Source organism: Pseudosulfitobacter sp. DSM 107133 (genome assembly GCF_022788695.1).
In the GTDB taxonomy this organism is placed as follows: domain Bacteria; phylum Pseudomonadota; class Alphaproteobacteria; order Rhodobacterales; family Rhodobacteraceae; genus Pseudosulfitobacter.
This window is the reverse complement of the sequence record NZ_CP085154.1, coordinates 76401-102252: the sequence shown is the minus strand read 5'-3', so window position 1 is coordinate 102252 and position 25852 is coordinate 76401. Positions and strand designations below refer to the sequence as shown.

At 59.1% G+C, this 25852-nt stretch carries 24 protein-coding genes; 18 read left to right on the top strand and 6 right to left on the bottom strand.

Annotated features, from left to right (window positions below; translation table 11 throughout):
* Window positions 1-61 precede the first annotated feature (61 nt).
* Window positions 62-910 carry a formate/nitrite transporter family protein gene (locus DSM107133_RS00485; RefSeq protein WP_114293921.1) on the top strand — a complete coding sequence of 283 codons (849 nt, stop codon included), beginning with the start codon at window positions 62-64 and terminating at the stop codon, window positions 908-910.
* A gap of 13 nt (window positions 911-923) precedes the next feature.
* On the opposite strand, the gene DSM107133_RS00480 is transcribed toward DSM107133_RS00485, so the two are convergent.
* The gene (locus DSM107133_RS00480) at window positions 924-1652 is read right to left on the bottom strand and encodes a Crp/Fnr family transcriptional regulator (RefSeq protein ID WP_114293920.1); all 729 of its coding nucleotides are present in this window, start codon (window positions 1650-1652) and stop codon (window positions 924-926) included.
* A 94-nt stretch (window positions 1653-1746) separates the two neighbouring features.
* Between DSM107133_RS00480 and DSM107133_RS00475 the strand changes: the two genes are divergently transcribed.
* Window positions 1747-2115 (top strand): hypothetical protein, encoded by a 369-nt coding sequence (locus DSM107133_RS00475; protein WP_114293919.1) that lies wholly within the window; start codon window positions 1747-1749, stop codon window positions 2113-2115.
* A gap of 12 nt (window positions 2116-2127) precedes the next feature.
* Here the strand turns inward: DSM107133_RS00475 and DSM107133_RS00470 are convergent, their stop codons facing one another.
* From DSM107133_RS00470 to DSM107133_RS00460, 3 genes are all read right to left on the bottom strand, one after another.
* Window positions 2128-3087, bottom strand: coding sequence for an IS110 family transposase (locus DSM107133_RS00470; RefSeq protein ID WP_243253540.1), 960 nt, complete (start codon window positions 3085-3087; stop codon window positions 2128-2130).
* Window positions 3088-3552: 465 nt separating this feature from the next.
* Complete coding sequence (locus tag DSM107133_RS00465; RefSeq protein WP_114292295.1) at window positions 3553-5067, bottom strand: FAD-dependent monooxygenase; 1515 nt, start codon at window positions 5065-5067, stop codon at window positions 3553-3555.
* Between the two features lie 127 nt (window positions 5068-5194).
* Window positions 5195-6010: a response regulator gene (locus DSM107133_RS00460; protein ID WP_114292321.1), complete on the bottom strand. Its 816-nt coding sequence runs from the start codon at window positions 6008-6010 to the stop codon at window positions 5195-5197.
* Window positions 6011-6117: 107 nt separating this feature from the next.
* Here DSM107133_RS00460 and DSM107133_RS00455 point away from each other — a divergent pair, with 107 nt between their 5' ends.
* From DSM107133_RS00455 to DSM107133_RS00380, 16 genes are all read left to right on the top strand, one after another.
* A complete protein-coding gene (locus DSM107133_RS00455; protein ID WP_114292296.1) occupies window positions 6118-6282 on the top strand; it encodes a NepR family anti-sigma factor in 165 nt (54 codons plus the stop codon).
* On the top strand, window positions 6279-6836 hold the full coding sequence (locus DSM107133_RS00450; protein ID WP_114292297.1) for an RNA polymerase sigma factor: 558 nt from the start codon (window positions 6279-6281) through the stop codon (window positions 6834-6836). The genes DSM107133_RS00455 and DSM107133_RS00450 overlap by 4 nt, the downstream gene beginning before the upstream one ends.
* Complete coding sequence (locus DSM107133_RS00445; protein ID WP_114292298.1) at window positions 6836-8572, top strand: sensor histidine kinase; 1737 nt, start codon at window positions 6836-6838, stop codon at window positions 8570-8572. The genes DSM107133_RS00450 and DSM107133_RS00445 overlap by 1 nt, the downstream gene beginning before the upstream one ends.
* 446 nt (window positions 8573-9018) lie before the next feature.
* Window positions 9019-9192, top strand: a complete 174-nt coding sequence (locus tag DSM107133_RS00440) for a Flp family type IVb pilin (RefSeq protein ID WP_114292322.1) — start codon at window positions 9019-9021, stop codon at window positions 9190-9192.
* Between the two features lie 22 nt (window positions 9193-9214).
* Window positions 9215-10162 (top strand): Flp pilus assembly protein CpaB, encoded by a 948-nt coding sequence (gene cpaB, locus DSM107133_RS00435; protein ID WP_114292300.1) that lies wholly within the window; start codon window positions 9215-9217, stop codon window positions 10160-10162.
* Window positions 10163-10220: 58 nt separating this feature from the next.
* Window positions 10221-11537: a type II and III secretion system protein family protein gene (locus tag DSM107133_RS00430; RefSeq protein WP_240310423.1), complete on the top strand. Its 1317-nt coding sequence runs from the start codon at window positions 10221-10223 to the stop codon at window positions 11535-11537.
* Window positions 11534-12079, top strand: coding sequence for a CpaD family pilus assembly lipoprotein (locus tag DSM107133_RS00425; protein ID WP_114292302.1), 546 nt, complete (start codon window positions 11534-11536; stop codon window positions 12077-12079). Before DSM107133_RS00430 ends, DSM107133_RS00425 begins: the two co-directional genes overlap by 4 nt.
* Window positions 12080-12101: 22 nt before the next feature.
* Window positions 12102-13343, top strand: coding sequence for a hypothetical protein (locus DSM107133_RS00420; protein ID WP_114292303.1), 1242 nt, complete (start codon window positions 12102-12104; stop codon window positions 13341-13343).
* The gene (locus DSM107133_RS00415; protein WP_114292304.1) at window positions 13336-14880 is read left to right on the top strand and encodes a CpaF family protein; all 1545 of its coding nucleotides are present in this window, start codon (window positions 13336-13338) and stop codon (window positions 14878-14880) included. Before DSM107133_RS00420 ends, DSM107133_RS00415 begins: the two co-directional genes overlap by 8 nt.
* Entirely contained in the window at window positions 14877-15845 is a 969-nt protein-coding gene (locus DSM107133_RS00410; protein ID WP_114292305.1) for a type II secretion system F family protein, read from the top strand. Before DSM107133_RS00415 ends, DSM107133_RS00410 begins: the two co-directional genes overlap by 4 nt.
* Window positions 15838-16800: a type II secretion system F family protein gene (locus DSM107133_RS00405; protein ID WP_114292306.1), complete on the top strand. Its 963-nt coding sequence runs from the start codon at window positions 15838-15840 to the stop codon at window positions 16798-16800. Before DSM107133_RS00410 ends, DSM107133_RS00405 begins: the two co-directional genes overlap by 8 nt.
* Window positions 16797-17213 (top strand): TadE/TadG family type IV pilus assembly protein, encoded by a 417-nt coding sequence (locus DSM107133_RS00400; protein WP_114292307.1) that lies wholly within the window; start codon window positions 16797-16799, stop codon window positions 17211-17213. Before DSM107133_RS00405 ends, DSM107133_RS00400 begins: the two co-directional genes overlap by 4 nt.
* Window positions 17203-18948 carry a pilus assembly protein TadG-related protein gene (locus DSM107133_RS00395; RefSeq protein ID WP_114292308.1) on the top strand — a complete coding sequence of 582 codons (1746 nt, stop codon included), beginning with the start codon at window positions 17203-17205 and terminating at the stop codon, window positions 18946-18948. The genes DSM107133_RS00400 and DSM107133_RS00395 overlap by 11 nt, the downstream gene beginning before the upstream one ends.
* Window positions 18949-18985: 37 nt before the next feature.
* Window positions 18986-19822 carry a tetratricopeptide repeat protein gene (locus DSM107133_RS00390; RefSeq protein ID WP_114292309.1) on the top strand — a complete coding sequence of 279 codons (837 nt, stop codon included), beginning with the start codon at window positions 18986-18988 and terminating at the stop codon, window positions 19820-19822.
* Window positions 19823-20067: 245 nt separating this feature from the next.
* Entirely contained in the window at window positions 20068-20232 is a 165-nt protein-coding gene (locus tag DSM107133_RS00385) for a hypothetical protein (RefSeq protein ID WP_162791965.1), read from the top strand.
* A gap of 247 nt (window positions 20233-20479) precedes the next feature.
* Window positions 20480-22012 carry an alkaline phosphatase D family protein gene (locus DSM107133_RS00380; protein ID WP_162791966.1) on the top strand — a complete coding sequence of 511 codons (1533 nt, stop codon included), beginning with the start codon at window positions 20480-20482 and terminating at the stop codon, window positions 22010-22012.
* Window positions 22013-22073: 61 nt separating this feature from the next.
* On the opposite strand, the gene DSM107133_RS00375 is transcribed toward DSM107133_RS00380, so the two are convergent.
* On the bottom strand, window positions 22074-23906 hold the full coding sequence (locus tag DSM107133_RS00375; RefSeq protein WP_114292310.1) for an ABC transporter ATP-binding protein: 1833 nt from the start codon (window positions 23904-23906) through the stop codon (window positions 22074-22076).
* Complete coding sequence (locus DSM107133_RS00370) at window positions 23903-25741, bottom strand: ABC transporter ATP-binding protein (RefSeq protein WP_114292311.1); 1839 nt, start codon at window positions 25739-25741, stop codon at window positions 23903-23905. The genes DSM107133_RS00375 and DSM107133_RS00370 overlap by 4 nt, the downstream gene beginning before the upstream one ends.
* Between the last annotated feature and the right edge of the window lie 111 nt (window positions 25742-25852).

Genomic DNA, 25852 nt, shown 5'->3' with positions numbered 1-25852 from the left:
GCAGGGAACCAAACAGGACCTCGGCGGGTTAACTGCTGATGGTCAACGGGAACGCGCAATAATGGTATCTATCCACGAAAACGATCCTGGTGCAGTGCCGCTGGAAGAAGAGACCGAACGCGAGTCGGTCGAGGCAGCGGCCAAACTGTCGTCAAAACTGATCTACGAAGTGATCCGCCGCGACGGCGAGGAAGAACTTGCGCGCACCAAGCGGTCCTTGTTCTGGTCCGGCACCGCTGCGGGCATCATGATCAGCTTTTCGGTACTGGGCGAAGCCATCCTGCGCACCTACCTGCCCGATGCCCCATGGTCATTCCTGATCGAGAACTTTGGCTATTCTCTGGGTTTCCTGCTGGTGATTATGGGCCGGATGCAGCTGTTCACCGAAAACACAATCACGACGGTCCTGCCATTGATGGTCAAGCCAACGGCGCATAACATGGCCTGCGTTGCACGGCTGTGGACGATCGTGCTGGGAGCAAATGTGCTGGGCGCGTTCTGTATTGCCACACTTTATGCCTATACACCCGCGATCCCCGACAATCTTGCCCCCGCACTTCTGTCCCTGTCGGAACACGCAATCCACATGCCGCCCGGCGAAAGCTTTTTTCGCGCCATTCCTGCGGGTATTCTGGTGGCCGCAATTGTCTGGATGTTGCCACAGGCCGATGAAGCCGGTTTTTTCATCATCCTGACGTTCACATGGCTGATTGCAGCAGGTGATTTCACCCACATCGTCGCGGGATCGGTCGAAATGGCCTATCTTGCGGTGCAGGGATTGGTGGGTGCCGGCGAGGCCCTGTTCGGGTTCTTCATCCCGGTTTTGGCGGGCAATATTATTGGCGGCACAGTCGTGTTCGCGTTGATTGCATGGGGTCAGGTCAAGGACGACGTGCTGGAACATCCGTAAACAAGCGGAGCCGCTACATGATCGGACGCTTCATCATCGGTTCCAGCGTCATCTCGGCAGCACCAGCCAATGCACCCAGATCATGCACGATCAACATGTCGTCACTCCAGTTTGCCAGTTGAGAATTGCGCAGCTTGCTGAGGGTTTTGTTGGTGTGGACCAGCGAAAGGCCCAAAGCATCGGCCAGATCCTGTTGGCGAAAAGGCATCGGCATCACATGATCCTTGGCCAGTCCCAGCGCCTGCCCGCGCAACATGATCTTGCACAGCGCCCACGCGACCGCTTCATAAGCCGTACGCTGACCAACCGAGGCCAACGCCTCGCCCAGAAAATGTTCCTCTGCTGCGGCCATCCACGTCAGATCAAAAGCACGCTCGGGGTGATTTTTGAAGAAACTCCAGAATTCATTGCGGTCGAATACACACAGGGTCATGGATGAGGTCGCTTCGACCGAATGCTGCATCTCGCCCATGATCCCGGCCTGAAGGCCGATGAAATCGCCGGGAAAAACGAAGTTGATCACCTGACGGTTGCCGTTTTCCAATGTCTTGTAACGTAGCCCCATGCCGCGCAACGCCGTATACAACTGTGGGCTGTTCGATCCTTCCATCAACAGGGTCGTTCCGGGGTTCACGGCCAGCTCGCCCACCTTGAACTTTTGCATAAAGCGGATTTCATCTTCGCTGAGGTCAACGAACACATCGCTGCGCTGCAACGGGCAGTTTGCGCATTTTGTTGCCATGATGGGAAATCCCTTATTCACTATGTCATAGTTTAATGCGCCAAATTCCAGAATGTTCCATAATGCCGGTCTGTCATAAGCGTGGGGGCAGAGAATGACGACGAAATTCCTGATTGTGCAGGGCGATGTGCTGATCGCAGAGGATCTTTCGCAGATTCTGGATGACTGCATTCCAGCAGCAACGATTAACCATGTAGATGACGTGCCCCTGGCAATTGACGCGCTGAAACAGATCGGCACACCAGAGGTGGCTTTTTTGTTGGGCAATGCTGCAAATTCAACCGATCCAACGCTGATGGACCTGCTGCGCGACCGCTGCATCACGACCGTGCGCGTGGGAGTTGATGACGAAAACTTTGCCGAAGTCCTGCACGACGGCTATCGCGTTGCAGCACCGTTCAGCACCGGCGACATTGAACGCATCCTGCAAAACATCGGCCTGTCGCCCCTCGCCGAAAGCTAGCAACTGTATTTCTCAAGCGAGTTGAGTAGTCCATTTCTGTCGACTTTTGCAAAGGGCGTTCACGATTGTCACAAGCTTTCTTGCGACGGCGGTGATTATCACTTTGTGTGGTTTTCCGGCTTCGCGAAGGCGGTCTGCGAACGGCTTCAGGACGGGATTGTGGTGACTGGCGACGAGCGCCGCCTGGAACATAACGTGTCGCAGCGGGCGCCGGCCGCCTCCGATAGCGCGCTTGCCCCGCATCGCGCCGCTGTCATGGGCAATGGGCGCAAGGCCTGTCAGCGCGGCGGCTTGTTCGCCCGTGATCTGGCCGAGTTCCGGCATTTCAGCGATCAACATCGTGCTGGCGACCGGGCCAATGCCGGGAACTGAACGCAAGATGGCAGCAGTCGTGGCAAGGCCTTCCTCTGAGGCGATGATCTGTTCGATCCGGACCTCAAGTCCTGCAATCTGGCGATCCAGTAGGTCTTTCAGGTCACCATCCATGACGTCGAACAGATCATCCGAACCCAGTTTCGCATGCGCCTTGATTTGCGCCAAAAGCCGTTTGCGTGTTTCGACGAGCTGACCACGCTTGGACACCAAAGCCCTGAGAAGACGTATCTTTTCATGCGGCAAGGTCCGCCCTGCATCAGGCCGAAAGGCCATGAACCGCGCGATAAGCTCCGCGTCGATCCTATCCGTTTTCGCCCGCGTGCCCCGGCTGGCGGCAAAGGCTTTGATTTGCGCGGGCGGCAGTTGCCTGGTCGCGACCCCTGCAACGTCGAGGGCCGACCACAGACGCCATTCCTGCCCCCCTGTGGCCTCAAAACAAACCAGCGCACAGGCTGACTTTGCCAGGGCGCCCACGCGCGCATGCCCGTCCTCGGAATTGGGCAATCGAAGTCTCTGATTGCTTGGCAGGCAATGAATGTCCAGCCAATCGCGGCTGACATCTATGCCAAGGATTGCGTCTCGTGTTATCCTGTTCATGTTCTCTTCCTTCTGATCCGTGGTCCAAGCTGGCCACAAGCAACTGTTCGAGATGGATGAAGAGAGACAGTGCTGGCTCGCTAGCAAACGTGGTCCCAATTCAACTTGGGCCACAAGGCTCTGACGCCATACACCGTCCCGTCAGTGACCTCGGCCAAGGTCGCTGACGGGGGAACAATAACAGATCGGAGATACAGAAGGCTCTGGACCCATTAATTCTATATACTCAGTTTGACAGATTTTTTCGCAGACAAGAAGCATTTGCGCAAGAATAGTGGTTCTATTTTAAGCAGATGCGCCGCAGGCTGCGGGAAAATCCGTCAAACCCGAAGGGCGGCGATTTCGCTTCATTTCAACGTCTTGGGTCGCTTGCAAATAGAACCACTATTGGCTGCACGCCCCAAACCTTTGAAATTTCGCGAAATCGCCGCTGAGTATATAGAATTAATGGGTCCAGAGCCTAAGTCATACCCCCAGATGAGTCAGATAGGCTTGCAGCGGTTCGACGTCACCCTTTGGCACAGCGCAGCCCACATAGGTGTCGGGACGCAGCAAATAGGCAGCGTCGCGCATGAGCCCTGCGGCTTCACAACCTTTGCCCCATGCAAAGACATGCAGTGGAATGTCACGGTCTGCGCACCATGAGCGCAAAGCACCGGATGGCTGGCCATAGACATGCACCTGCCATGTGATGTCTGCCAACGGGCCATAGTTGTCGCCCCCGTCCAAATGCACGAACGGCAACCTGTCGCCACCCGACACCGATCCTGCCGTGCCGGTGCCCAGCGGACCGTCCGAATAGCTGATCGCAACCTGCGAAATCGCCCGGAACATCGCCGCCCGCGCTGACGCCAGCCCAAAGGCCAGCTTGGCCACGTTCGGCACCACATAGGTGCGCATAAAGCCAAACAGGCTGCCCTTACGCGAGGCCAGATTGAACGCCTGATCGGTGGTTCTTATCAATGTCCGTGCAAAGGCTGCGCGTTCATCGTGATAGCTGTCCAGCAAAGCCTGATTGCCGCGCCCGTTCACCACCGCCGCCAGTTTCCATGCCAGGTTGACCGCATCACCGATGCCGGTGTTCATCCCCTGCCCGCCCGCGGGGCTGTGTATATGCGCGGCATCCCCGGCCAAAAAGATGTTGCCCTGCCGGAACCGGTCGGTCATGCGGTGGTGCGATTTGTAGGTCGAAAACCAGTTCAGGTGCGTTACCGTAATACCCATCGCATGCAGACTTTCGTGGCCCACATCCTCAAAGTTCAGCTCGCCGGATTGCGCCACCCGTTCAGACCGCACGCTTCCCACCAGCCGCATCTTGCCTTCGGTGCCGTATGGGAACACCAGCAGAAAGTCGGTCTCATCAAAGGAAAGGTGGACGTTGCCGTTGAACGTGTCCTGCGCCACCTCAACGTCGGCCACATACAGCAGCGCCTGATAGGTGCCCCCGTCGAAACTGCCACCCAATCCCTTGCGCACTGTCGATGCGGCCCCGTCAGCACCAACCATGAAACGGGCTGTGCAAACCTCGGTGGTGCCATCAGGTCCGCGCAGCGTCGCTGTCACCTGATCGCCCGTGTCTTCGGCCTCCAACAGTTCGGTGTTGCGCTCGATCGTCAGGCCGCGCCTGGCGATCTGGTCGCACAGGAAAGCCTCGTGTTGGTCCTGTGGAAAAATCAGAAGATAGGGATAGGGCGTGATATCGCCGCCAAAGTCGCGCATGTCGATCCGCGCGCGCCGCTTGCCGCGCGCCCACATGTTCACCACGCGGCTGGGATGCCCCGCGGCGACCACGGCGTCGGCCATACCCATCTGCCGGTACAGTTCCAGCGTGCGGGCGTGGATCACCATCGCCCGCGACGTTGTGCCCGGTCCGCCGGCCTTGTCGATGATCCGAACCCCGACACCCTGCGCCTGCAACCATAGCGCAAGCACCAGACCTGTCGGACCTGCGCCGACAATAAGAACGTCGCTCTGCTTCATGTGGAACGCCTTTCTGTTCCGTCAACATGTTCCAGCCGCGCGCCGTTTTCAATGCCCGCACATACAAAGACCCGCCGCATATCTGCGACGGGCCATTGGAAACAGTTGCGCAATCCGGTTCTGAAACTCAGACCTTCAGCGTCGCGGTTGTTGAAAAGAACATCGCCTGACTGACCGCCGATTTTACCTGATCTTCCTTATAGGGTTTCGAAATCAAAAAGGCAGGTTCAGGACGTTCGCCCGTCAACAGACGTTCCGGGTAAGCGGTGATAAAGATCACTGGCAGATTGCCAAACTGCCCCAACAGATCGTTCACCGCATCGATGCCAGACGAGTTGTCCGCCAGACGGATATCGGCAAGGATCAGATCGGGCTTGTCCGCTGTGCCCAGTTTTACGGCCTCGTCACGGGTGCGTGCGATACCGGTGATCCGGTGCCCCAGGTCACCCACCAGGTTTTCCAGATCCATCGCGATGATCGGTTCGTCTTCGATAATCAGAACACGGCCTGCGATGCTGTCGGCCATCTCGCGGTGTGCGACTTTGACCAGGTGCTCGGCCTCGTCGCGGTCAACACCCATAATGTCGGCAACCGCGCCAAAATCGAATTCTTCGATTGTGTGCAACAACAGCGCTTCGCGTGTGTTGTCTGTCAGTTTCGACAGATGCTTTTGCGCAGCGCCCTCCATGATATCATCGGAAGAATCCATCGCATCGACCTTGCTGGCCTGCCAGATCACATGCAGCACTTTGAACAGGGCGGTTTTGATATGCAGCCCCGGATCCAGCGCACTGCTGTCGGCAAGGATCGCTTCAAGCGAGGCCGCCGCATAGCGGTCGCCGCCCGTTTGCGAACCAGTCAGCGCGCGCGCATAGCGGCGCAGATAAGGCAGTACCGAACCAATCTCGGCTGTACGGTCTTGGCCTGTATTCTCAGAAGTCATAATATTTCCCCGAATTTCGAATTTCTTGGGAACCAAACGCGGCATACTGTGTTTTGTTCCCAACCAAGTGCGCAAAAGTATACTTCTGATATTGGGCGAATTTAACAATGGCAAACACTGAACCGAATTCTGGAACACGCAAGCAGATCGACGACAACCTGCGACGCGTCTTTCAGGAAAAGGTCGAGGAAGAGATTCCCGATCGCTTCAAGGAGTTGCTTGCGCAGCTTCAGGAGCAAGACGCCAAAAAGGGGTCAGGTGACCATAAATGAGCGATTCAGATCCAAGAAACGAGCTGGTAGACCACCTGCCGGCCTTGCGGGCGTTCGCCCTGAGTTTGACACGCAACGGTGCCGTGGCCGACGACATGGTCCAGGATACCGTGGTCAAGGCATGGACAAACATCGACAAGTTCCAGCAGGGCACCAACATGCGGGCATGGTTGTTCACCATTCTGCGCAACACCTATTATTCCAGCCGCCGCAAGGTGAAACGCGAAGTCGCGGATGTTGACGGAATCCACACGGGCAAGATGGCCGAAAAGCCCGCCCATGACGGACGTTTGCAAATGACCGATTTCCGCAAGGCTTTTGCGCAATTGCCAGATGAACAACGCGAGACACTCGTGCTTGTGGGCGCGTCGGGATTTTCCTACGAAGAAGCTGCCGAAATGTGTGGCGTTGCCGTCGGTACGATCAAAAGCCGTGCCAATCGCGGACGCAAACGTCTGGCTGAACTGATGCACCTTGAAGACGAGGATTCAATGATCATGACCGACAGCGCAACGGTCGCAGTGGTGGCAGCGAACGGCTCCTCTGCGTTCTGATGGCAAACCCGGGACGCGCCAGATCGTCGACCTGGACGTTTTCGCGCGGCCTGAGATTTTGGGTCGCGGCCTTTCTGGCGTTGGCGCTGTTGCCGATTGGCGCCATGGGCGTATTGCAAACCCGCGATCTGTCGCGCGAGGTCGACAACCGTTCGGAACTGGCGCTGCTGGCGCTGACCAACACTGCGGCTGTCTCTGAAAGACAGGTTTTCGAGCGTGCATTTGGTGCGGCGCAGGCACTGACAGCCGTCTTGCAGTTGATGCTGGTCGAGCCGGAACGCTGCGGCGATTACCTGAGCCAGTATATCAAAGAGACCGGAGCCTATTCTTTTGTCGGCTTCCTTGATCCCGGCGGCACAATGGTCTGCTCATCCGGCGGGTCTAATACGGATCTTAGCAGTTGGTCCGACCTGACCCAACAATTCGCAACCCCGCGCATGTGGATCGACCCGACCCACAACAGTGACACGGGCAGTGGCGCGGCCATTGATGTGCTGTTTCCATCCTATCAGGACGATACCTTTCGCGGCTATATCGCGATGTCGCTGCCCCGTTCCGAACTGGGTGTGCCGTGGCTGCCGTCAAACACGCGCCGCCCGCTCAGCCTGACCACTTACAACGAACGTGGCGACATTCTGACCACGGTGTCGTCGACAGCCGACCAAACCATCTATGTGCCCCAGAATTTCAAATTCGAGGCGCTGAACGGCAACTGGACCCAGACCTTTATCGCCCACAACCAATTTGATCAGGAGCAGGCCTTTGCCGTGGTGCCGGTTGTGCCGGGACTGGTCTACGCGCTGGCTGCATGGCCTGTCGAATATCGCAGGCCTGCTATTGGCTGGTTCTCCAGCGCGCCCCTGTTGTTTCCACTATTGATGTTCGTGGCCAGCCTGGCTGTCGCCTATTATGCCGTTGACCGGCTGGTTGTGCGCCACGTCAAAAATCTGCGCAACAAGGTGCAGGCGTTTTCGCGCACGCGTCGGCTGCCATCGGCTTCGGATCAGTTTTCGCTGTCTGCCGAATTGCAGGACCTGGAAGATGCGCTTGCCGAAATGGCATTTCACCTGCTGGACGACGAAGCGCAAATGGAAGACGCGCTGCGTGAAAAGAACGTTCTGCTCAAAGAAATACACCACCGGGTGCGCAACAACCTGCAACTGATTTCGTCGATCATGAACATGCAGATCCGCAAGGCCACAGAGCCAGAGACCCGCGATATCCTGCGCCGGCTGCAAGAGCGGGTGATGAGCCTGTCCTCGGTCCACAAAAGCCTGTACCAGACCGAAAACCTGAGCCGCACCAATGCCGGCGCCCTGCTGCCAGACCTGTTTGAACGTCTGGTGCTGTCAAACAATATCAGCGGTCTCGACTATAAACACGATTTCGACGAGGTCGTGCTGTTCCCCGATCAGGCAGTTCCGTTGACCTTGCTGGCCTCGGAACTGGGCACCAATGCGCTAAAGTTTATCGGCGCTGAGGATGGTCAAAGACCCTATCTTTTTGTCTCGCTCAAGCAGCTGGACGGCGGGTCTGCGCGTTTGATCTGTGAAAACTCGATTGGTGCAAACTTCAAGGACATCGAACCCAACGAAGCAGGATTGGGCGCGCAACTGATCCGCGCGTTTGCGACGCAATTGAACGGCAAGATCGAGACCACCTCGACAGACCATCTGTACCGCACCGAGGTGACATTTGACGTCGAGGATGTTTTCCACGAGCCCGCCGACCATTGATGGCGCGCGATGGCCGCTGAATAGCTGTCCAACCTCTGCATTTTTAACAGCCACCAGTGCGTATCTGCCGCATTACACCCTGTTTCTGGATTTCAAGAGCGATCCATAGGTCGGCTTTCATGTGCTTGCCTGTGCTCTGCGCGGACCACCCGCGCATGCGAATCAAAGCAAATAGCGGCAATTTGTAAATAGTTGCAATCTTTAGTTTGTAGTTAATATCATTAGTATAAGTATACAACATACTAACGGATGTAGATATTCGACATAATTCCCAAGAAGCCGCCAAAAGATAACGATTTGCATCCCTTTTCACTATTCGATGTTGCGCGACCGTTTAAGTTGTGCGTATATTTTTCTTAGGCGGGTTTCTGCCTATGAGTGTGCGCGGCATCAGAATAGAAATGCTGCGAATTATTAATAATAAACAACGAGGCTAAGTGAAAATCATGACACTGAAGTTTATCAAAAGATTCGCTCGTGACGAAGATGGCGCGACGGCGATTGAATATGGTTTGTTTGCGGCTCTTATTGCGGCCGTAATCGTGGGAACGGTTGCAACTCTTGGTACGAACGTACACACCGGCTTTCAGACTGTGAACACCGCACTTACTTCCGAATAGTCCCGACGGCTAAGGTGGACAAATGGAGTTCTCATCGCGCACAATCCTTGTGATTATGACCTCCTTGGTGCTTGCAGGAGGCGTGGCTTGGGTCGGCGTTCAGGCGAACAGCGTGCCCGAGCCTTTGCCCCCAAGCCAGCCGATGATTGCAACGGTGGTGCCAAAAGAAGCCTATCTATTCGCCGGTTCTACAATTGATTCCGGCGGGCAGATTTCCAGCCATGAATTATTGTCTGTTGAGATGAATTCAGGGCAGGCAGGCGAAAATTTAATTGCCGATACCGAAGAAAACAGGATGGCGCTAATTCAATTAAGCGCCCGTCGTATGATTCCGGCGAATACGCCGTTTGTAAGCTCTGACATACAACCTGTAGTTTATTCCATTCCAGAACCTGAAGTTCCACCTGTGGCGGAAACCCCAACTTTTGCCGGTATTGCCACACTGCTGCGTCCCGGAATGCGGGCGATTGCCCTGCCTTTGACTGGTGAAACCGCAGCTGCCGGCCTGATTGATTTGGGCGACAGAATTGATGTGCTGCTGTCCTATGACGATCAAAGCGGCGTGCGTGCCGTGCGCACGGTTCTTCAGAATGTTCAGGTGATCGCAACAGACCAGTCGAACGGTTCCGCCGGTGTGACCAATACAGCGGCACCACGGACAATCACGCTGGAACTGCATCCCGAGGGCGCCAAGGTGCTGGCGCTGGCGCGCCATACGGGTGATCTGGTTCTGGTGCTAAGCCAGAAGACCGATGACGACATGCCGGTGATCGCCAACGATCCGCCCGTCCTGGCCACGCAGATTTCCGGCTTGCCTGCGCCCAGTGCGAAGCCGGTCGCGCCCTCCGGGGTACGCGTTGTCCGGGGCAGCTCATCCTCGCGCAGCCAAAGCATTCTACCTCAACCCGTTCCTGCGCCTGACAGCGCTGTTGCCAGTTCACCACCAGATACCACGGGGTCAAACCCGTAATCTGACAGTCAATAGGATCGCCATGTTATCTCGATTGCTGCCCCCCCCCGTTTCTTTTGTGACTGTTTTTCTGCTGGGGGCCAATCTGCTGGGCCTGTCGGCAACCAGCCACGCCCAAACCTACATCGAAAGCACCGGACGTCCGGTTCAGCTGTTCGCAGGCGAAGGCAAGCTGCTGAAACTGGACAGCCCGTCCGAAACGGTATTCCTGGCCAATCCTGAAATCGCGGATGTCGAGATCAAGTCACCAACGCTGTTGTATATCTACGGCAAGTCGATGGGCGAAACGACGCTGTTTGTAATCGACTCTTCGGACGAGGTGTCGGTGGCCAGTTCGGTCAAGGTCACGACCAATATCGACGCGCTGAACGGTGCCGCGCGCGCCTCGGTTCAAGGCGGAAGGTTTTCGATTGTCGAGGTAGACGGCGCACTGGTGATGACGGGCCGTGTGGCCACGATCCGCGACGCTGAACAGGTTCAATCCATCGTCCAGACATTGGCAGGTGAATCGGTTCCGGTGGTCAACAGCCTGTCGCTGGACACGCCTGCGCAGATCAATCTTCAGGTCAAGATCGCCGAAGTTTCGCGTACAGTCACCGAGGATCTCGGCACGAACTGGACCGCGCTGTCGGGCAACGGGCTGACAGGGGGCGGCTCGGTGACGGGCGGCTATGCGCTGGGGGCTGACTTCAGCGTCGGAAACTCGCTTCAGGGGGTCACGCTTGAGGCGCTCAAGAACGAGGGACTGGTTACCATCCTGTCCGAACCGAACCTGACGGCGCGGTCGGGTGACAAGGCAACCTTTCTGGCCGGTGGCCGCTTTCCCTATCAAACCCAGTCCTCGAATGGCGAGGTTCGGGTTGTATTTGAACCCTTTGGCGTCGAACTGGATTTTGAACCCGAGGTTCTGCGGTCGGACAAGATCAAGCTGATGGTCAACACCAAGATCCGCGAGCTTGATTTTTCCAAAGGCAGCACCACCGATCTGCAAAACCTGCCCCTGATCCTTGAACGCAGCGCGGCCACCACCATCGAGGTCAGCAGCGGGCAAAGCTTTGCCATTGCCGGGCTGTTCAAGGCGACATCGCAGCAGAATATCAAAGCGATCCCCGGCCTGGGCGAAATTCCCCTGCTGGGCGCGCTGTTCCGGTCAACCAGCTTCCAACAGGGCGAGACAGAGTTGGTCATCATCGTGACCCCCTATCTTGTAGAGCCCAGCGCCCCCGGCAAGTTCAAAACACCGGTGGACAAATTCAGACCCGCAGACCGGCTGAGCCGCAATTTCCTGGGTGAACTGACCTTTGGCACACCGGATGAAGGTGGCCCGGTCTCAGTCAAAAGCATCAACGGCAAAGCGGGGCTTATCCTTCAATGATTATGCATTTTCTCAAGGCGCGCGGCGCAATCGCCATCTTTGCACTTGGTACAGCTCTCTCCGGTTGCAGCGTACCGCAAATGGGTGTCGGCGCGGTTGACCGGATGTCGGCAGCCTATGTCGAGACCCAACACACCTATCGCTTTGGTGCCAAGTCTTCGGGGCTTTCGAAATCGGAACGTGCCGGGATCAACCATTTTCTGCGACAGAATGCCCTGCGCAAGGGCGACGTGCTGATCGTAACCATTCCCACCAGCGGTTCGCCCCGCACAGATGCGGGACGTCAGGAAACCATGCATGCTGCGCTGTCATTCGTGCCATCGCGGGTCCGCATCGGAATGGATCAAAGCTTTACCACCTATCCGTCGGTGCCCCGTCAAACCGGGCTTATCCGGCTTGTTCGCGCCAGCGGCGTGCGGGTCGAATGCACGCCCGGAGTTGAAGATCTGGGCTGTGCCAGCGCCATCAACCTTGCTGTCATGGTCCATGAACCGGGCGACGTGTTGGCCCCTGCCGAAACAGCACGGACAGCGCGAAAATGACACTGCTGACAAGGAGACCGATGTGAACCGCCCCCTTTCCACCGCGAACATGCGCACCGGCACAGTGCGGGTCGAGGCATTTGTCACCTCTGAAGAAGCCAAGACCGCCGTCGACCAGATCGCGCGCCAGCTTGGTCGTGACGGCAGCGTCAATTTCCACGCGGGAACACTGGCAACCGCAGCCCGTCTGACCGGCATGACATCGCTGGGTGATGTGCTGGTGGTCGAGTTGGGATCCGAAGACATGGACGCAAGCCTGTCGATGGTGAACGAGCTGGTGCTTGAAGGCGTCCGGCTGGTTCTGTTGGGACGGCAAAACAGTGTCGAAACCTATCGCCGTTTCATCTCGGCGGGTGCGCGCGATTATCTGGTGCTGCCGTTGGAAAACGACACCGAAGTGGCGCTTGGGCTGGACGGGACACCCGCACCGGCAGCACCGCTTGTGGCCAGTGCGCGCACCATTGGCATTTGCGGTGTCAGCGGCGGTGTCGGCGCCAGCGTTCTGGCGGCAAATCTGGCGGTCGCCTATTTGGGACAAGCGCGCGCGGGCAAACTGGCGCGTGACAGTCTGGGCAGTGTTGCGCTGGTCGATGCCGACCTCAGCTTTGGCTCGCTGGCGATTGATTTTGACATGGACACCACCTCGGGCCTGCTTGAGGCGCTGATGGCACCAGAGCGGGTGGACCGCACTTTTTTGAACGCAACAATGGCCACGCCAATGGCCGGTCTGGCGCTGTATTCAGCCGAGTCCAGCGAACAGGGCCGCATCGGATCGTACGAGGCCGGCTTTCCTGCCTTGCTGTCACAGATCAGGGCTGATTACCCGACATTGATCGTGGATTTGCCACGCACCCTGCTGGTCGAGTCTCCGGCAATCGTCGATGGTATGGACGAATTGGTGCTGGTTCTGGGCCAGGGGTTCACATCGATCCGCAGTTGCAGCCGGTTGCTGCACCGCATCGGGGATCGCAAATCAGGGCCGCGAATAACCTGTATCATGTCGCAGGTTCGGCGCGATGCAGGGCTGCGCAAATCCGAAATCTCGACCGCGCTGGACCGTGACATCGACATGATACTGCCCCAATGCGGGGCCGATCTGGCACGGGCCGCCGTCAAAGGGGTTCCGCTGCAGAAACTGTCACCACGCAGCGGATATGGCCGCAAGGTCTCGCAGCTGGTGGCGCAACTGGAAACGCCGTTGGCAGTGGGAAAATCGGCGCGGCGCGGCTTCTGGAGCTGGAAGAAAGTAGCAAGCGATGTCTGAAGTTGCGATCCTGCCCCAAGAGAGTCTGGACCGCTTGCAGGTCGTGATCGAGACCCGCCTGGCGCAGGTCGCGCAGGCGGGCGAGACAATTGGCTGGCACGAGATCAGCAGCGCGATCGACTGGTATGAAGCACAGACCGGCCAAAGCGTGCCGCGTGCCGACCAGCGCGCGTTGATGCAGCATTTCGCCCCCCCGACCCAGCCCGCACCCGCTGCGGCATCCCCGCGTGCCGAACGCGTCGCGCCAAACAGCTATATGCCGGGCTTTGCCAAACGGCTGAACGCGCTGAGCCGCAAAATCCTGCCCGAAGCACTGACGCTGCTGGATCTTCAAGCGCTGTCAGCCCTGCCGCCCGAGGCACAGCGCGACACCATCCGCGATGCGGTGCTTAGCGCCTGCGCTGCCCAAAAGCTTGACCTGAACGGGGCCGAAAGCGCCGATCTGGTCAGCTATGTGGTCGATGACATGATGGGCTTTGGCCCGCTTGAACGGTTGCTGGCTGACGATGACGTCTCTGATATTTTGGTCAACGGCCCGCAAAAGGTCTATGTCGAACGAGCGGGCCAGCTTGAGCTGACGGACGTGTCCTTTCGGGACGATCAGCATGTAATGAACATTGCAAGCCGCATCGTATCGCAAGCAGGCAGGCGCGTCGACGAGAGCACCCCGCTGGTCGATACCCGTTTGGCCGATGGCAGCCGGATCAACGTGACCATCCCGCCGCTGGCGGTGGATGGGCCAACCATCACCATCCGCAAATTTCCCAAGGACGAACTGACCCTTGCCGATCTGACCAGCCGCAACACCCTGTCCCCACAAATGGCCGAACTGTTGCGGATTGCGGCCCACTTGCGACTGAACATCCTGTTCTCGGGCGGTACGGGTGCTGGTAAAACAACCATGTTGAACGCCGTATCGCGCGAAATTCCTGCAAACGAACGGATTGTCACCATCGAGGATGCCGCGGAACTGCGGCTGCAACAGCCCCATGTGGTGCGCCTGGAAACCCGTCCCCCGACAATTGAGGGCACCGGTGAAGTGTCCATGCGCCACCTGTTCCGCAATGCATTGCGGATGCGCCCCGACCGGATCATCATTGGCGAGGTTCGCGGTGACGAGGCATTGGACATGCTGCAAGCCATGAACACCGGCCATGACGGGTCGATGAGCACGGTACACGCCAACAGCCCCCGCGAGGCCCTGACGCGGATGGAAAACCTGATTGCGATGTCCGGTGTGCCCTTGTCCGCAGATTTTGTCCGCGACCAGCTGAAGGATGCACTACATCTGATCGTGCAGATTTCACGAATGCATGATGGTGTGCGGCGCGTGACCTCGATTGCCGAAGTGGTCGGGATGGAAGGCAAAGTCATCAGCATGCAAGACCTGTTCCGCTTTGACCGCGTGCAGGGACGTGTCGGTGAAGAAATCACGGGCACATTCCAAAGCTGCGGAACCCTGCCCCATTTTATCGACCGCGCGAAAGAACACGGGCTGGATAACTCTGTGCGCGATCTGTTGGTGGACCGCTCATGACCCCGATCATTGTCTATTTCGTGCTGAGCTTTCTAACCTGCCTGATCCTGGGGTTTTCAGGCCTTATGTTGCTCGATCGTTCGCGTCGCTTGCGTCGCGCGCGGCTTGTGCGTTTCAGCTCGGATCATCCGGGGCGGGCCACGGCCCGAGTAATGCGCCGCCTGGACGCCTTGCAAAACACAGAAAAGGACGGGTTGCGCCATACAAAGGGCGGGGTGGTTGGCCTGCTTCAGGTCCGGTTGAAAGAGGCCGGGCTGGAGATTTCGCCGCTGGCCGCGTTGATCGTGATGCTGCTGATCGCGTCGGCTGTTGGGCTGGGCCTTTGGTATGCGCGGCTGCTTGTCTGGCCTTTGGCCGTTGCTGTCGGAGCCGGATCCGGGTGGGTATTGTTCAATGTGACGCTTGGCGGCTTGCGGGCCCGTCGGGTGCGGGCCTTTAACAATGCCCTGCCCGATTGCCTGGATATTCTGGCGCGCGGCCTGCGTGCAGGTCAGCCGATTCCGGCAGCGCTTGCGGTCGTGGCGCAGCATGCGCGTGGGATCGCGCAGGAGGAATTCCGGCGGTGCTGTGAAGAGCTGAAGCTGGGCGTGCCGTTGATCCGGGCGCTGGCGGGTGTTGCCACGCGGATCGGTTCGCCCGAGGCGCATTTCGTGACTGTGGCCACCAACCTACAGTCCGAAACCGGCGGGAACCTTGTCGAGACCTTGGAAAACCTGGCCGAACAGCTGCGTGACAGAAAGAAACTGCGCAAAAAGGCCGCCGCCATGTCCGCCGAAATCCGCGTGAGCGCGGTGATCCTGTCCAGCCTGCCGTTTGTGGTGGCCATTGTGCTGTACATCATGAACCCCGGCTATCTGAACCCGCTGGTGATCGACCCCCGCGGCCAGGTGATGGCTGGTGCCGCATTGTTCAGCCTGTGCCTGGGAATTTTCAGCATGTACAAGTTGTCACGTCTCGATGTTTAGCGATCTCTCCTTTGTGGCACAGCTTGCCATCGCCTTGCCGGTGCTGATCCTGTTCCAGTTGTCCGTGCTAAGCATACTCGACCGGCGCGTCCGGCTGGGCCGTATCAACCGCAGCCTCGGGCGGATGCCCGTGCGCAGCGCCGCACAGCGCCGTTCCCTGCTTCAGAAGATTGCACAGGTATTTCGCAAGCTTGCCACGGAAACCTTCGAACGCGTGTCGATTATGCGCGGAGGCGAGGCGGAAACCTCGACCGTACTGTTGCGTACCGCCGGGTTTCGCAGCCGCGATGCGGTCTTGATCTATGCCTTTCTCAAGCTTGTGCTGCCGGCCACGGGCGCTTTGCTGGCGGTGTTGTGGTTCGTGGTGGCACGGGGCGACAGGGCTGACAACTGGTTGGTTGTCGTGATGTGGTGCTGCGGCGCTGCGCTTGTTTTGTCCAAGGCCCCGGACGTCGTGCTGGTCCAGATCCGCAACCGCCGTTTCAAACAGGTGCGCAAAAGCTTTCCCGATATGCTGGAACTGCTGGTCATCGCCAGCGAATCCGGCCTTAGCGCCAACCCCTCGCTCAGCCGCGTCGCCGCCGAAATCCGCATGTTCTGTCAGCCTCTGGCCTTCGAAATGCAGCAACTGGTGGCCGAGCTGAATATCCTGCCCAGCCGCGACGACGCCTGGCGCAATTTCAGCACCCGCCTGCCGCTCAGCGAGATCACCATCTTTGCCAATGCGCTGATGCAAGCCGAACGCTACGGCACGCCCTTTGCCGGTGCCATGCGCACCCTGATGCGCGACGAACGGGCCGGGCGTTTGCTGAAAATCGAGGAACAGGCCGGACGCGCACCGGCGTTGATGACGATGCCGCTGATCCTGTTCATCATGCCACCGCTGTTCATTGTGCTGGTCGGCCCGGCAGCGCTGAGCATTCTGGACAACATCATGAATGGTGGATTCGGATGAAAACCTTCACCCGTCATTTCCTGAAGACCGAAGACGGTGCCACGGCGGTCGAATTTGTGCTGGTCCTGCCGATCCTGTTGTCGATGGTGTTCGGGATCATCTGCTTTGGCCAGTATTTCGCCATTGCCAACAGCCTGCAACAACTGGCCGCAGAGGCAGCGCGGTATTCGGCAATCGAGTTCCAGCAAGACGACAGAGTGGCTGCGGCCAATACTTTCATCACCGAAGCCGACGCGCGTTTCACTTTTCTGGCGCAGGACAAGGTAACCTACACCACCGTACCCCTTTCGGACCCGGACGGGATTCAGGTGTCGCTGACCTATGACCTGCAAGGTTCGGCGGTTGCGCTGGCGGGCGGGTTTATCGGTATCGATTTCGTCACACTGACGCGGAGCAGCTACATTGCCTATTAAGCACAAGCTTTGGCGGTTTTGCGCAGACGAACGCGGGGCGGCGGCGATCATTTTCGCACTGGTGCTGACGATGCTGCTGGGGTTCGTCGCATTGGGGGTTGATCTAAGTTCGCTCTATTTCCAGCAAAAAACGCTGCAAACGCGTGCCGATCTTGCCGCCGTCAGCGCCGTGAAAAATCTGCACGACAGCCCTGCCGATTGGGCGCTGACCACGCTTGATGGCAACGGTCTGGACCCAAGCACGATGACCTCGATCACCTATGCCCGCTACCGGCGCGACGCATCACTGACCCCGGACGCCAGGCTGACAGACCGGAACCTGGAGGATGATGATGTGAATGCCGCCACCGTCCAGTTGCACCAGGCATCACCGCTGTATTTCGCCCGCACCTTTCTTAGCCAGGATTCGACGCGACTGGGTGCCAGGGCGACCGCAGCGCGGTTTGATCTGGCAAGCTTCAGTTTGGGGTCGCGCTTGCTGTCGCTGAACGAAGGCCTGCTGAACGCGCTGCTGTCGGAAGCGACAGGCAGCAACATTTCCCTGACACTGCTGGACTATCAGGCGCTGGCCGATGCCGATATCGACCTGTTGACCTTTTCCGATGCGCTGGCCACCCGCGCGGGGCTGACGGCGCTGACCTACGCCGACCTGCTGAGCAGTGACATCGAACTGCCGCATGTGGCAGGCGCGCTTTTGGACACAGGCGCGGTGGCTGGGTCGACAGCGGTGTTGCAGGCAGTACTGAACTCGGGCGCGAGCGCGCTGCTGGATGCCGAAAAGCTGATCGGGGTCGAAGGCGGCAACGTGGCGGCGCAGCTTGAGGACGTGCTGCCCACGGTTACCGTTTCGGTGCTGGATGTGCTGATGTCCTCGGTCGATGTGATCACGGCCGACCGCTATATCGACACCTCGCTGAACCTGGCGATCCCCGACCTGACCGCGACGCGGCTGCAACTGGTGGTGGGCGAACGCCCGGCCTGGATCATGTTCGGAGAAAAAGGCGCCACCGCGCACACCGCGCAGGTGCGCATGAAACTGGACCTGACGCTTAGCACCGACATTCTGTCCGGCGTGGCCACCACGCTGGATATCGTTGATATCGAGGTCCCGATCTACCTTGAGATTGCCAGCGCCACGGCCACCCTGACAGAGATTGATTGCGGAGCCGGTGACGCCGAACCCCTGGTGACTTTCGACACCGGGATCGACCCGCTGACAGGAGAGACCGGCACCCACGTCGCCGAACTGTTTCTGGGCAACTTTCCTGCCCCCGACTTTGCCGACAACACGACACCGCTAAGTACCGACAACCTGACACATGCAAAGCTGCTGGGCCTGAACATCAACGTCAGCATACTGCTTAGCGTTGGGGCTGATGTCATGATCAAGTCCCATGCAGCGATCGGTGTTTCAGAATCCTCGCAAACCCAGTTCACCCGCGCAGAACAGGGCCAGACCAAAACCTTCGGGTCCGAATCGCTGCTGAGTTCCGGCGTTAGCACCTTGCTTGCCGATGCCGACATCCGGCTGGACGCCTCGGTCGGGCTGCTCTCGACGCTCGTGACCAGCATTCTGTCGCTGGTCACCAACCTGCTGGAACCGCTGCCGGCCCTGATCCTTGTGCCGCTGGACGCGGTGCTGGATTCAATTCTGGAAACGCTTGGCATCGGCATCGGCGAAGCTGACCTGACCCTTCACGCGGCCCATTGCGGGCAGATCATGCTGGTCAGGTGACCACATTGCGCATTACAGATTACAACAGGGGCGCATAATGCCGACCCAAACAGACCGGAGCTTTACATTGACTTTGCTTGTTGCCCATTTTCGCCGCCTATGTCTGATTGTCGCCGCAGCCAGCCTGTCCGCCTGTGCGGTGCAAACAGTGCCAAATGCCGGACCGGACCAAACCACCGCAGCCGGATCAAGCACATTGCGGCTGGCGCAGGCTACGGCAGAGTCAGGCGATTATACCAATGCCGCCAGATTGTTCGAAAAGGAACTGGCCAGTAATCCGGATTCGGTGGATGCCCTGAAAGGCGCCGGTGACGCCTATTCGCGCATGGGCCAGCATGGCAGGGCCGAAACCGTCCTGTTGCGGGCACATGAACTGGCGCCCAGCAATGACGATGTTCTGGCAATCTTGGGCCGCGTCTACCTGTCGCAAAAACGCCCGGACGAGGCGATCAAATATTACGACAAGGCGCTGCGCAACAACCGCAGCAATATCTCGGCAATCACCGGCAAGGGTGTGGCGCTGGATACGATGTCGCAACATCTTAAGGCGCAAAAGGTCTATCAGGACGGTTTGTCCGCCTATCCCACGAATTTCATCCTGCGCAGCAACTATGCGCTGTCGCTGGCGCTGACTGGTCATTCCGCCAAATCCATCAGTATCCTGCAAGAACTGGTGCGCGACCCGAACGCAGCGCCCTATGTGCGCGCCAATCTTGCGTTGGTCTATGGTCTGGCCGGCCAGGAAAACGAAGCCCGCGCCACTCTGTCGCTGGATATGAGCGCCAAGGAAATCGAAGAAAACATTGCGATTTATCGGGCCCTGCGCCGTTCAATGAATGACGGCAACCCCATCGGATCTCTGGTTTTCGCCTGATCTGTAGCGCGCGCAAAGCAACTCAGCATGCCCGTGTTGGCGTGCTGGGCTTGGCAGGTTAACCACTGTTCCAGATGCCACCTGCCGGTGGTGTCGAATGGGCGGTTCAAGGCCAGCACCCGTTAAATCCACTGTTACCTGCACGAACTGTGAAAATTTGAATCTGATTCAGGTCCCGATTCATGGAACCTTGACCTTTCGCCAGTGTTGAGCCCCCGAGACACGCTTGAGGAAAGGAAAGGATCATGAGTCTCGATATGCTTGCTTTTGGGCTTCTTGCCCTCATCCTGGTCGCCGCAATCATCTTTGCCGCGACCGGCAAACGCAACACACAAGAACACACGTCAGATTACAAACCGTCGCAGAAATACGGACAGGTGCGGGACGACGGACGCAACAACTTCGGCTGACAACCGTTCTTCTTACATCACGACACCAAACGCGCACCGCTTTCTTGACCAAGGCCGGGCACCCGATCGAATGGGCCGCCTGACCAGATCAAGGGAGCGGTTCGCGTTTTGTCATGTGCCACGATGAGCCTGGCAGCACATTCAAACCTGACGTCATACAGGTTTCGTATTTCTGTCGTCTGACCATCACCCCACTGTTACCAAATCGGCGCATCGCTCCGGCTATCAATTAATCACGGAGCATCCGATGCCACGCATTACCTTTACCCGCCGCCAGACCCTGCTGGGCACCGCCGCCCTTGGCGTTTCCATGTCCATGCCGTCCCTGTCACGCGCCCAATCGCGCCCGATGATCACCCACGGCGTGATGTCCGGCGATGTCGCCCATGATGGTGCTGTGATCTGGAGCCGCGCCGACCGCGAGGCCAAGATGCTGGTAGAATGGGCCACAACCGAAAGCATGACCGACGCACGCGCCGTACCCGCACTGGCCGTGGGCACGCCTACGGATTACACGGGCAAGATGGCCCTGACCGGCCTGCCCAGCGATCAGGACATCTTTTACCGCGTGACCATGGCCGATCTGGCCGACGGCACCCTGTCCGAACCCACCACAGGCACGTTCCGCACCGCGCCCATGGGCAACCGCGACATCAGCTTTGTCTGGTCGGGCGACACCGCAGGTCAGGGCTGGGGCATCGACGAGGACCGCGGCGGCATGACCACCTATGCCACCATGCTGGGCCACAACCCCGACTTTTTCCTGCACTCGGGCGACACCGTCTATGCCGACGGTCCGCTGAAAGAAGAGGTCGAACTGGCTGACGGCACCTTCTGGAAAAACATCGTCACCCCCGCCAAGACCAAAGTGGCCGAGACGCTGGAAGAATTCCGCGGTCAGCACCTGTACAACTACATGGACAAGAACGTGAAGGCGCTGAACGCCGCCGTTCCGATCATCGCCCAGTGGGACGACCACGAAGTTACGAACAACTGGTACCCCGATGAAGTGCTGGCCGAAGACGACCGTTACACCGTCAAATCCATGCAAACGCTGTCTGCCCGTGCCCACCGCGCATTCCACGAAATGATGCCGACACGGCAATCGCTGGCCGAACCGATGCGCGTCTATCGCAAGGTGTCCTACGGCCCGTTGCTGGACATCTTTGTCATCGACATGCGCACCTATCGCGGCGACAACACTGCCAACACCGAAGCCGAAGGCACGCCGTTCCTTGGCGCCGATCAGCTGGCATGGCTGAAGCGGGAAATGGTGAATTCCACGGCCACATGGAAGGTCATCGCCTCGGACATGCCGATCGGCATGATGGTGCGCGATGGCGACAACATGGAAAACGGGGCAAACGGTGACGGTCCCGTGCTGGGCCGCGAAAAAGACATCGCGGCGGTTCTGTCGTTCATCAAGGCGGCTGAAATCACCAACACCGTCTGGCTGACCGCCGATGTGCACTACACCGCAGCCCACCACTACTCGCCCGACCGCGCGGTGTTTCAGGAGTTTGAACCGTTTTGGGAGTTCGTATCGGGTCCGCTGCACGCGGGCACCTTCGGCCCCAGCGATTACGACAACACATTCGGCCCCGAGGTCCGCTATGCCAAGCACCCCGAGCCGGGTCAGGCCAACCTGCCGCCCAGCGACGGTATGCAGTTCTTCGGCAAGGTCGACATTGCCGCCGACACCGGCGTGATGACCGTGCGCCTGATGGACAGCGCCGATGTCGAGCTGTGGTCGGTCGAACTGGAACCCAAGCTGGCCTAAGCTTTGCCGCCTGAAACACCAAAGCCGCCCGTATCATCGGGCGGCTTTTGCATGTGCGGTCCTACTCTGCCGCTTCGGTCCGCAGGAACCCGCCCGACTGAAGGTTCCAATACTGCGCGTACAGCCCGCCCTCTTTCAACAGCGCCTCGTGGCTGCCGTCCTCGACGATCCGGCCCTGATCCATCACGATGATCCGGTCCATTTCGGTCAGCGTCGACAGACGGTGGGCGATGGCCAGCACGGTCTTGCCCTGCATCACTCGGTCCAGCGCCGATTGAATCGCCGCCTCGACCTCGCTGTCCAGCGCGCTGGTTGCCTCGTCCAGGATCAGGATCGGCGCGTTTTTCAGAATGGCGCGCGCCAATGCGATCCGCTGCCGCTGACCACCCGACAGCTTCACCCCGCGCTCGCCCAGATGGGCGTGATAGCCGGCGCGGCCCTTGTGGTCTTCCAGATCCAGAATGAAGCTGTGCGCCTCGGCCTCGCGGGCGGCCTGAAACACCTCTTCGTCCGTCGCCTCGGGGCGGCCGTATCGGATGTTGTCCATGGCCGAGCGGTTGAACATCGCGGTTTCCTGCGTGACCATGCTGATGCTGCGCCGCAGGCTTTCCTGCGTCACGGTGCTGGTGTCGGTACCATCAATGCTGATCGTGCCGCCTTCGGTCTCGTACAGCCGCAGCAGCAACGCCACGAGGGTCGACTTCCCCGCGCCCGATGCGCCGACGATGCCGATCTTTTGCCCCGGCTCGATGTGCAGGTTCACGCCCGAGATCCCGCCCACGTCGCGTCCATAGGCAAAATCCAGGTCCTTGATAACGATGCCGCCCCGTCCCACGTCCAGATCACGCGCGTCGGGGTTGTTTTCGGTCCGGTTGCGCGGCGTCAGTGTGTGAATACCATCCTCGATCTCGCCCACGCTGGAATAGATCGCCATCAGCGTGAAACTGACCCAACCTGTCATCTGCGCAATACGGATGGCCACGGCACCGGCGGCGACGATGTCGCCCTGTGTGGCAATGCCCTGTTTCCACAGGATCAGCGTCCAGCCCAGCAGCAGCACCGGCAACAGCCCCGCCAGCGTCATCAGGCAAAACCGGAAGCCCGCCGAAAGATAGCCAAAATCCAGCGCGGTCCGGCGGAAATTGCCCATGGCGCCCAGCGCCGCGCGGTCTTCGTGGTCGTCGTGGGCGAACAGCTTGACCGTCTTGATGTTGGTGATCGTATCCACGATCTGCCCCGACACCATCGCCCGCGCGCCCGCCCGCGCCGCAGAGCGATGGCGGATGCGCGGCAGGAACCAGCGGATCATCAGGAAATACCCCATCAGCCAGACCAGAAAGCCCAGCCCGATCTTCCAGTCAATCGCCACCAGCAACAGCATGGACCCCGCCAGCGACGCCAGCGCAAAGGCGACGACGTTGATCACCTCGACTACCACATCCGTCACCGCCCGCGCGGTCTGCATCTGCTTTTGCGCGATACGGCCGGCGAAATCGTTGTCAAAGAACCGCACCGATTGCCCCAGCGTCCAGCGGTGCAGACGCGACAGCACCAGCGGGTTCAGGTTCGGCTGAACGATGATCGCATTCGCCGAAGAGGACAGACCAAACAACAAGGGCCGCGCCAGCAGAAAGAACGCAACCGCGCCCAGGATCAGGACAAGGTTGTCCGGCGCAAAGAACCCGTCAGGACCCAGCGCCGAACTGGCGTCAATCACCTTGCCCAGAATCCACGCCGTCCCCGCCTCGACCGTGCCCGCTGCCGCCGAGAAAAACGCAGCGATCCACAACGCAGGCCACGCCCCCGACAGCGCCCAGCGCATGAAGGGGGTCAGGGTCTGTGGTGGCGGTCCGTCTGCGGGACGAAAGGCGTGTATCCATTTGGCAATGTTCATGCCGGGTCCTCTGGGTTCAGGAAACCGCCCGACTGGCGGGTCCAGAACTGGCTATATAGTCCGCCCTTGGCCAAAAGCGCGTCGTGGCTGCCGTCTTCGATGATCTTTCCGGCGTCCAGCACCAGAATGCGATCCATTTCGGCAATGGTCGACAGACGGTGCGCAATGGCGATCACCGTTTTGCCCTCCATCATCTTGTACAGCGTGCCTTGAATCGCTTCCTCGACCTCGCTGTCCAGCGCGCTTGTCGCCTCGTCCAGCAACAGGATCGGCGCGTTCTTCAGGATCACCCGCGCCAGCGTCACCCGCTGACGCTGACCACCCGACAGCTTTACACCGCGTTCGCCGACCTGCGCGTCATAGCCGACGTTGCCGGCCGGATCGGTCAGCGTGGTGATGAAATCATGCGCCTCGGCCTGTTTGGCGGCGGCGATCATCTCGGCCTCGGTCGCATCGGGTTTGCCGTACAGGATGTTTTCGCGCACCGACCGATGCAACAGGCTGCTTTCCTGCTGCACCATACCGACACTCAGCCGCAGACTGTCCTGCGTCACCTTGGTGATGTCCTGACCGTCAATCTCGATCCGCCCGCTTTCGGGGTCGTAAAACCGCAACAGCAGCTTGACCAGCGTGGACTTGCCCGCGCCCGACCGTCCGATCAGCCCGACCTTTTCGCCGGGTTGGATCGTCAGATCAATCGCCTCAAGCCCACCGGACGCGCGGCCATAGTGATGCGTCAACGCCTTCAGCTCGATCCGCCCGTCGGTCAGCGCCAGCGGCTTCGCCTTGGGCGCGTCTACCAGCGTCACCGGCTGGGCAATGGTTTCCATGCCTTCGGCCACGACACCCAGTTCGCGGAAGAACGTAGTCAGCGCCCACATGATCCAGCCGGTCATCGCGTTCAGCCGCAGCGCCAGCGCCGTGGCCGCCGCAACCGTGCCGACCGACGCCTGCCCCTGAACCCACAGCGCAATCGCCCAACCGACAACGCCGACAATCAGCAGACCGTTCAGCACCACCAGCGAGAAATCCATCGTGGTGAAAATCCGCATCTCGGTCTGGAACGTCTTGCGCGTGTGTTCGATCGCCTCCTTGGCATAGTTCAGCTCGCTGTCGTGGTGGGCGAACATCTTGACCGAATGAATGTTGGTATAGGCATCGACCACACGGCCCGTGACCGCGCTGCGCGCATCCGATGCCGCCTTGGACGCGGGACCGACGCGCCGGGTCGTCCAGTTGATCAGCAATCCGTACAGCACCATCCAGATCACCAACGGCAGCAACAGCCGTGCGTCGGACGTGGACAGCAGGATCGCCGCGCCGATCATATAGGCCAGCGAATAGGAAATCGCGTCAAACACCTGAAACACCACCTCGCCGGCGGCGGGAGGCGTTTGCATGATGCGGTTGGCGATGCGTCCGGCAAAGTCGTTCTCGAACCAGCCGACGGACTGCCGCAGGACATGCTTGTGCGACCGCCAGCGGATCAACGTGCCAAAGTTCACGATGATCGTGTTGTTCAGCAACATCACGTCCAGCAACTGGATCAACGGCCGCAACGTCAGGATAAAAATGGCTACCGCGATCAGCTCGACCTTGTGCGCCGCCCAGACTTCGGAAGGCGTACCTTGCAGCAGGTCAACGACCCGCCCCATGTAATAGATCAGCCCGATTTCAATCGCGGCTATGACGATGGACAGAATGCCCGTCAGGACAAACACTGTTTTGAACGGCTTGGCATACTCGCGCATGAACGGCCACAACCGCGTGGGCGGTGTGTTGGTTTCGGCAAAAGGCGCATAGGGATCGACGAGGTTTTCGAAAAATTTGAACATGAGGGACCTGTAGGAAAGACGGAATTCAACTGGGGCTTGCGCTCGATTGCAGCCCGTTCAATCAGCTGTGGTTATGAAAACCAAATCCCGCGGTACATGTCGCACTCTCCT

Coding starts and splice junctions, on each gene's coding strand:
- DSM107133_RS00485 (WP_114293921.1), top strand. CDS start 62: ATGGTATCTATCCACGAAAACGATCCTGGTGCAGTGCCGCTGGAAGAA.
- DSM107133_RS00480 (WP_114293920.1), bottom strand. CDS start 1,652: ATGGCAACAAAATGCGCAAACTGCCCGTTGCAGCGCAGCGATGTGTTC.
- DSM107133_RS00475 (WP_114293919.1), top strand. CDS start 1,747: ATGACGACGAAATTCCTGATTGTGCAGGGCGATGTGCTGATCGCAGAG.
- DSM107133_RS00470 (WP_243253540.1), bottom strand. CDS start 3,087: ATGAACAGGATAACACGAGACGCAATCCTTGGCATAGATGTCAGCCGC.
- DSM107133_RS00465 (WP_114292295.1), bottom strand. CDS start 5,067: ATGAAGCAGAGCGACGTTCTTATTGTCGGCGCAGGTCCGACAGGTCTG.
- DSM107133_RS00460 (WP_114292321.1), bottom strand. CDS start 6,010: ATGACTTCTGAGAATACAGGCCAAGACCGTACAGCCGAGATTGGTTCG.
- DSM107133_RS00455 (WP_114292296.1), top strand. CDS start 6,118: ATGGCAAACACTGAACCGAATTCTGGAACACGCAAGCAGATCGACGAC.
- DSM107133_RS00450 (WP_114292297.1), top strand. CDS start 6,279: ATGAGCGATTCAGATCCAAGAAACGAGCTGGTAGACCACCTGCCGGCC.
- DSM107133_RS00445 (WP_114292298.1), top strand. CDS start 6,836: ATGGCAAACCCGGGACGCGCCAGATCGTCGACCTGGACGTTTTCGCGC.
- DSM107133_RS00440 (WP_114292322.1), top strand. CDS start 9,019: ATGACACTGAAGTTTATCAAAAGATTCGCTCGTGACGAAGATGGCGCG.
- cpaB (WP_114292300.1), top strand. CDS start 9,215: ATGGAGTTCTCATCGCGCACAATCCTTGTGATTATGACCTCCTTGGTG.
- DSM107133_RS00425 (WP_114292302.1), top strand. CDS start 11,534: ATGATTATGCATTTTCTCAAGGCGCGCGGCGCAATCGCCATCTTTGCA.
- DSM107133_RS00415 (WP_114292304.1), top strand. CDS start 13,336: ATGTCTGAAGTTGCGATCCTGCCCCAAGAGAGTCTGGACCGCTTGCAG.
- DSM107133_RS00410 (WP_114292305.1), top strand. CDS start 14,877: ATGACCCCGATCATTGTCTATTTCGTGCTGAGCTTTCTAACCTGCCTG.
- DSM107133_RS00405 (WP_114292306.1), top strand. CDS start 15,838: ATGTTTAGCGATCTCTCCTTTGTGGCACAGCTTGCCATCGCCTTGCCG.
- DSM107133_RS00400 (WP_114292307.1), top strand. CDS start 16,797: ATGAAAACCTTCACCCGTCATTTCCTGAAGACCGAAGACGGTGCCACG.
- DSM107133_RS00390 (WP_114292309.1), top strand. CDS start 18,986: ATGCCGACCCAAACAGACCGGAGCTTTACATTGACTTTGCTTGTTGCC.
- DSM107133_RS00385 (WP_162791965.1), top strand. CDS start 20,068: ATGAGTCTCGATATGCTTGCTTTTGGGCTTCTTGCCCTCATCCTGGTC.
- DSM107133_RS00380 (WP_162791966.1), top strand. CDS start 20,480: ATGCCACGCATTACCTTTACCCGCCGCCAGACCCTGCTGGGCACCGCC.
- DSM107133_RS00375 (WP_114292310.1), bottom strand. CDS start 23,906: ATGAACATTGCCAAATGGATACACGCCTTTCGTCCCGCAGACGGACCG.
- DSM107133_RS00370 (WP_114292311.1), bottom strand. CDS start 25,741: ATGTTCAAATTTTTCGAAAACCTCGTCGATCCCTATGCGCCTTTTGCC.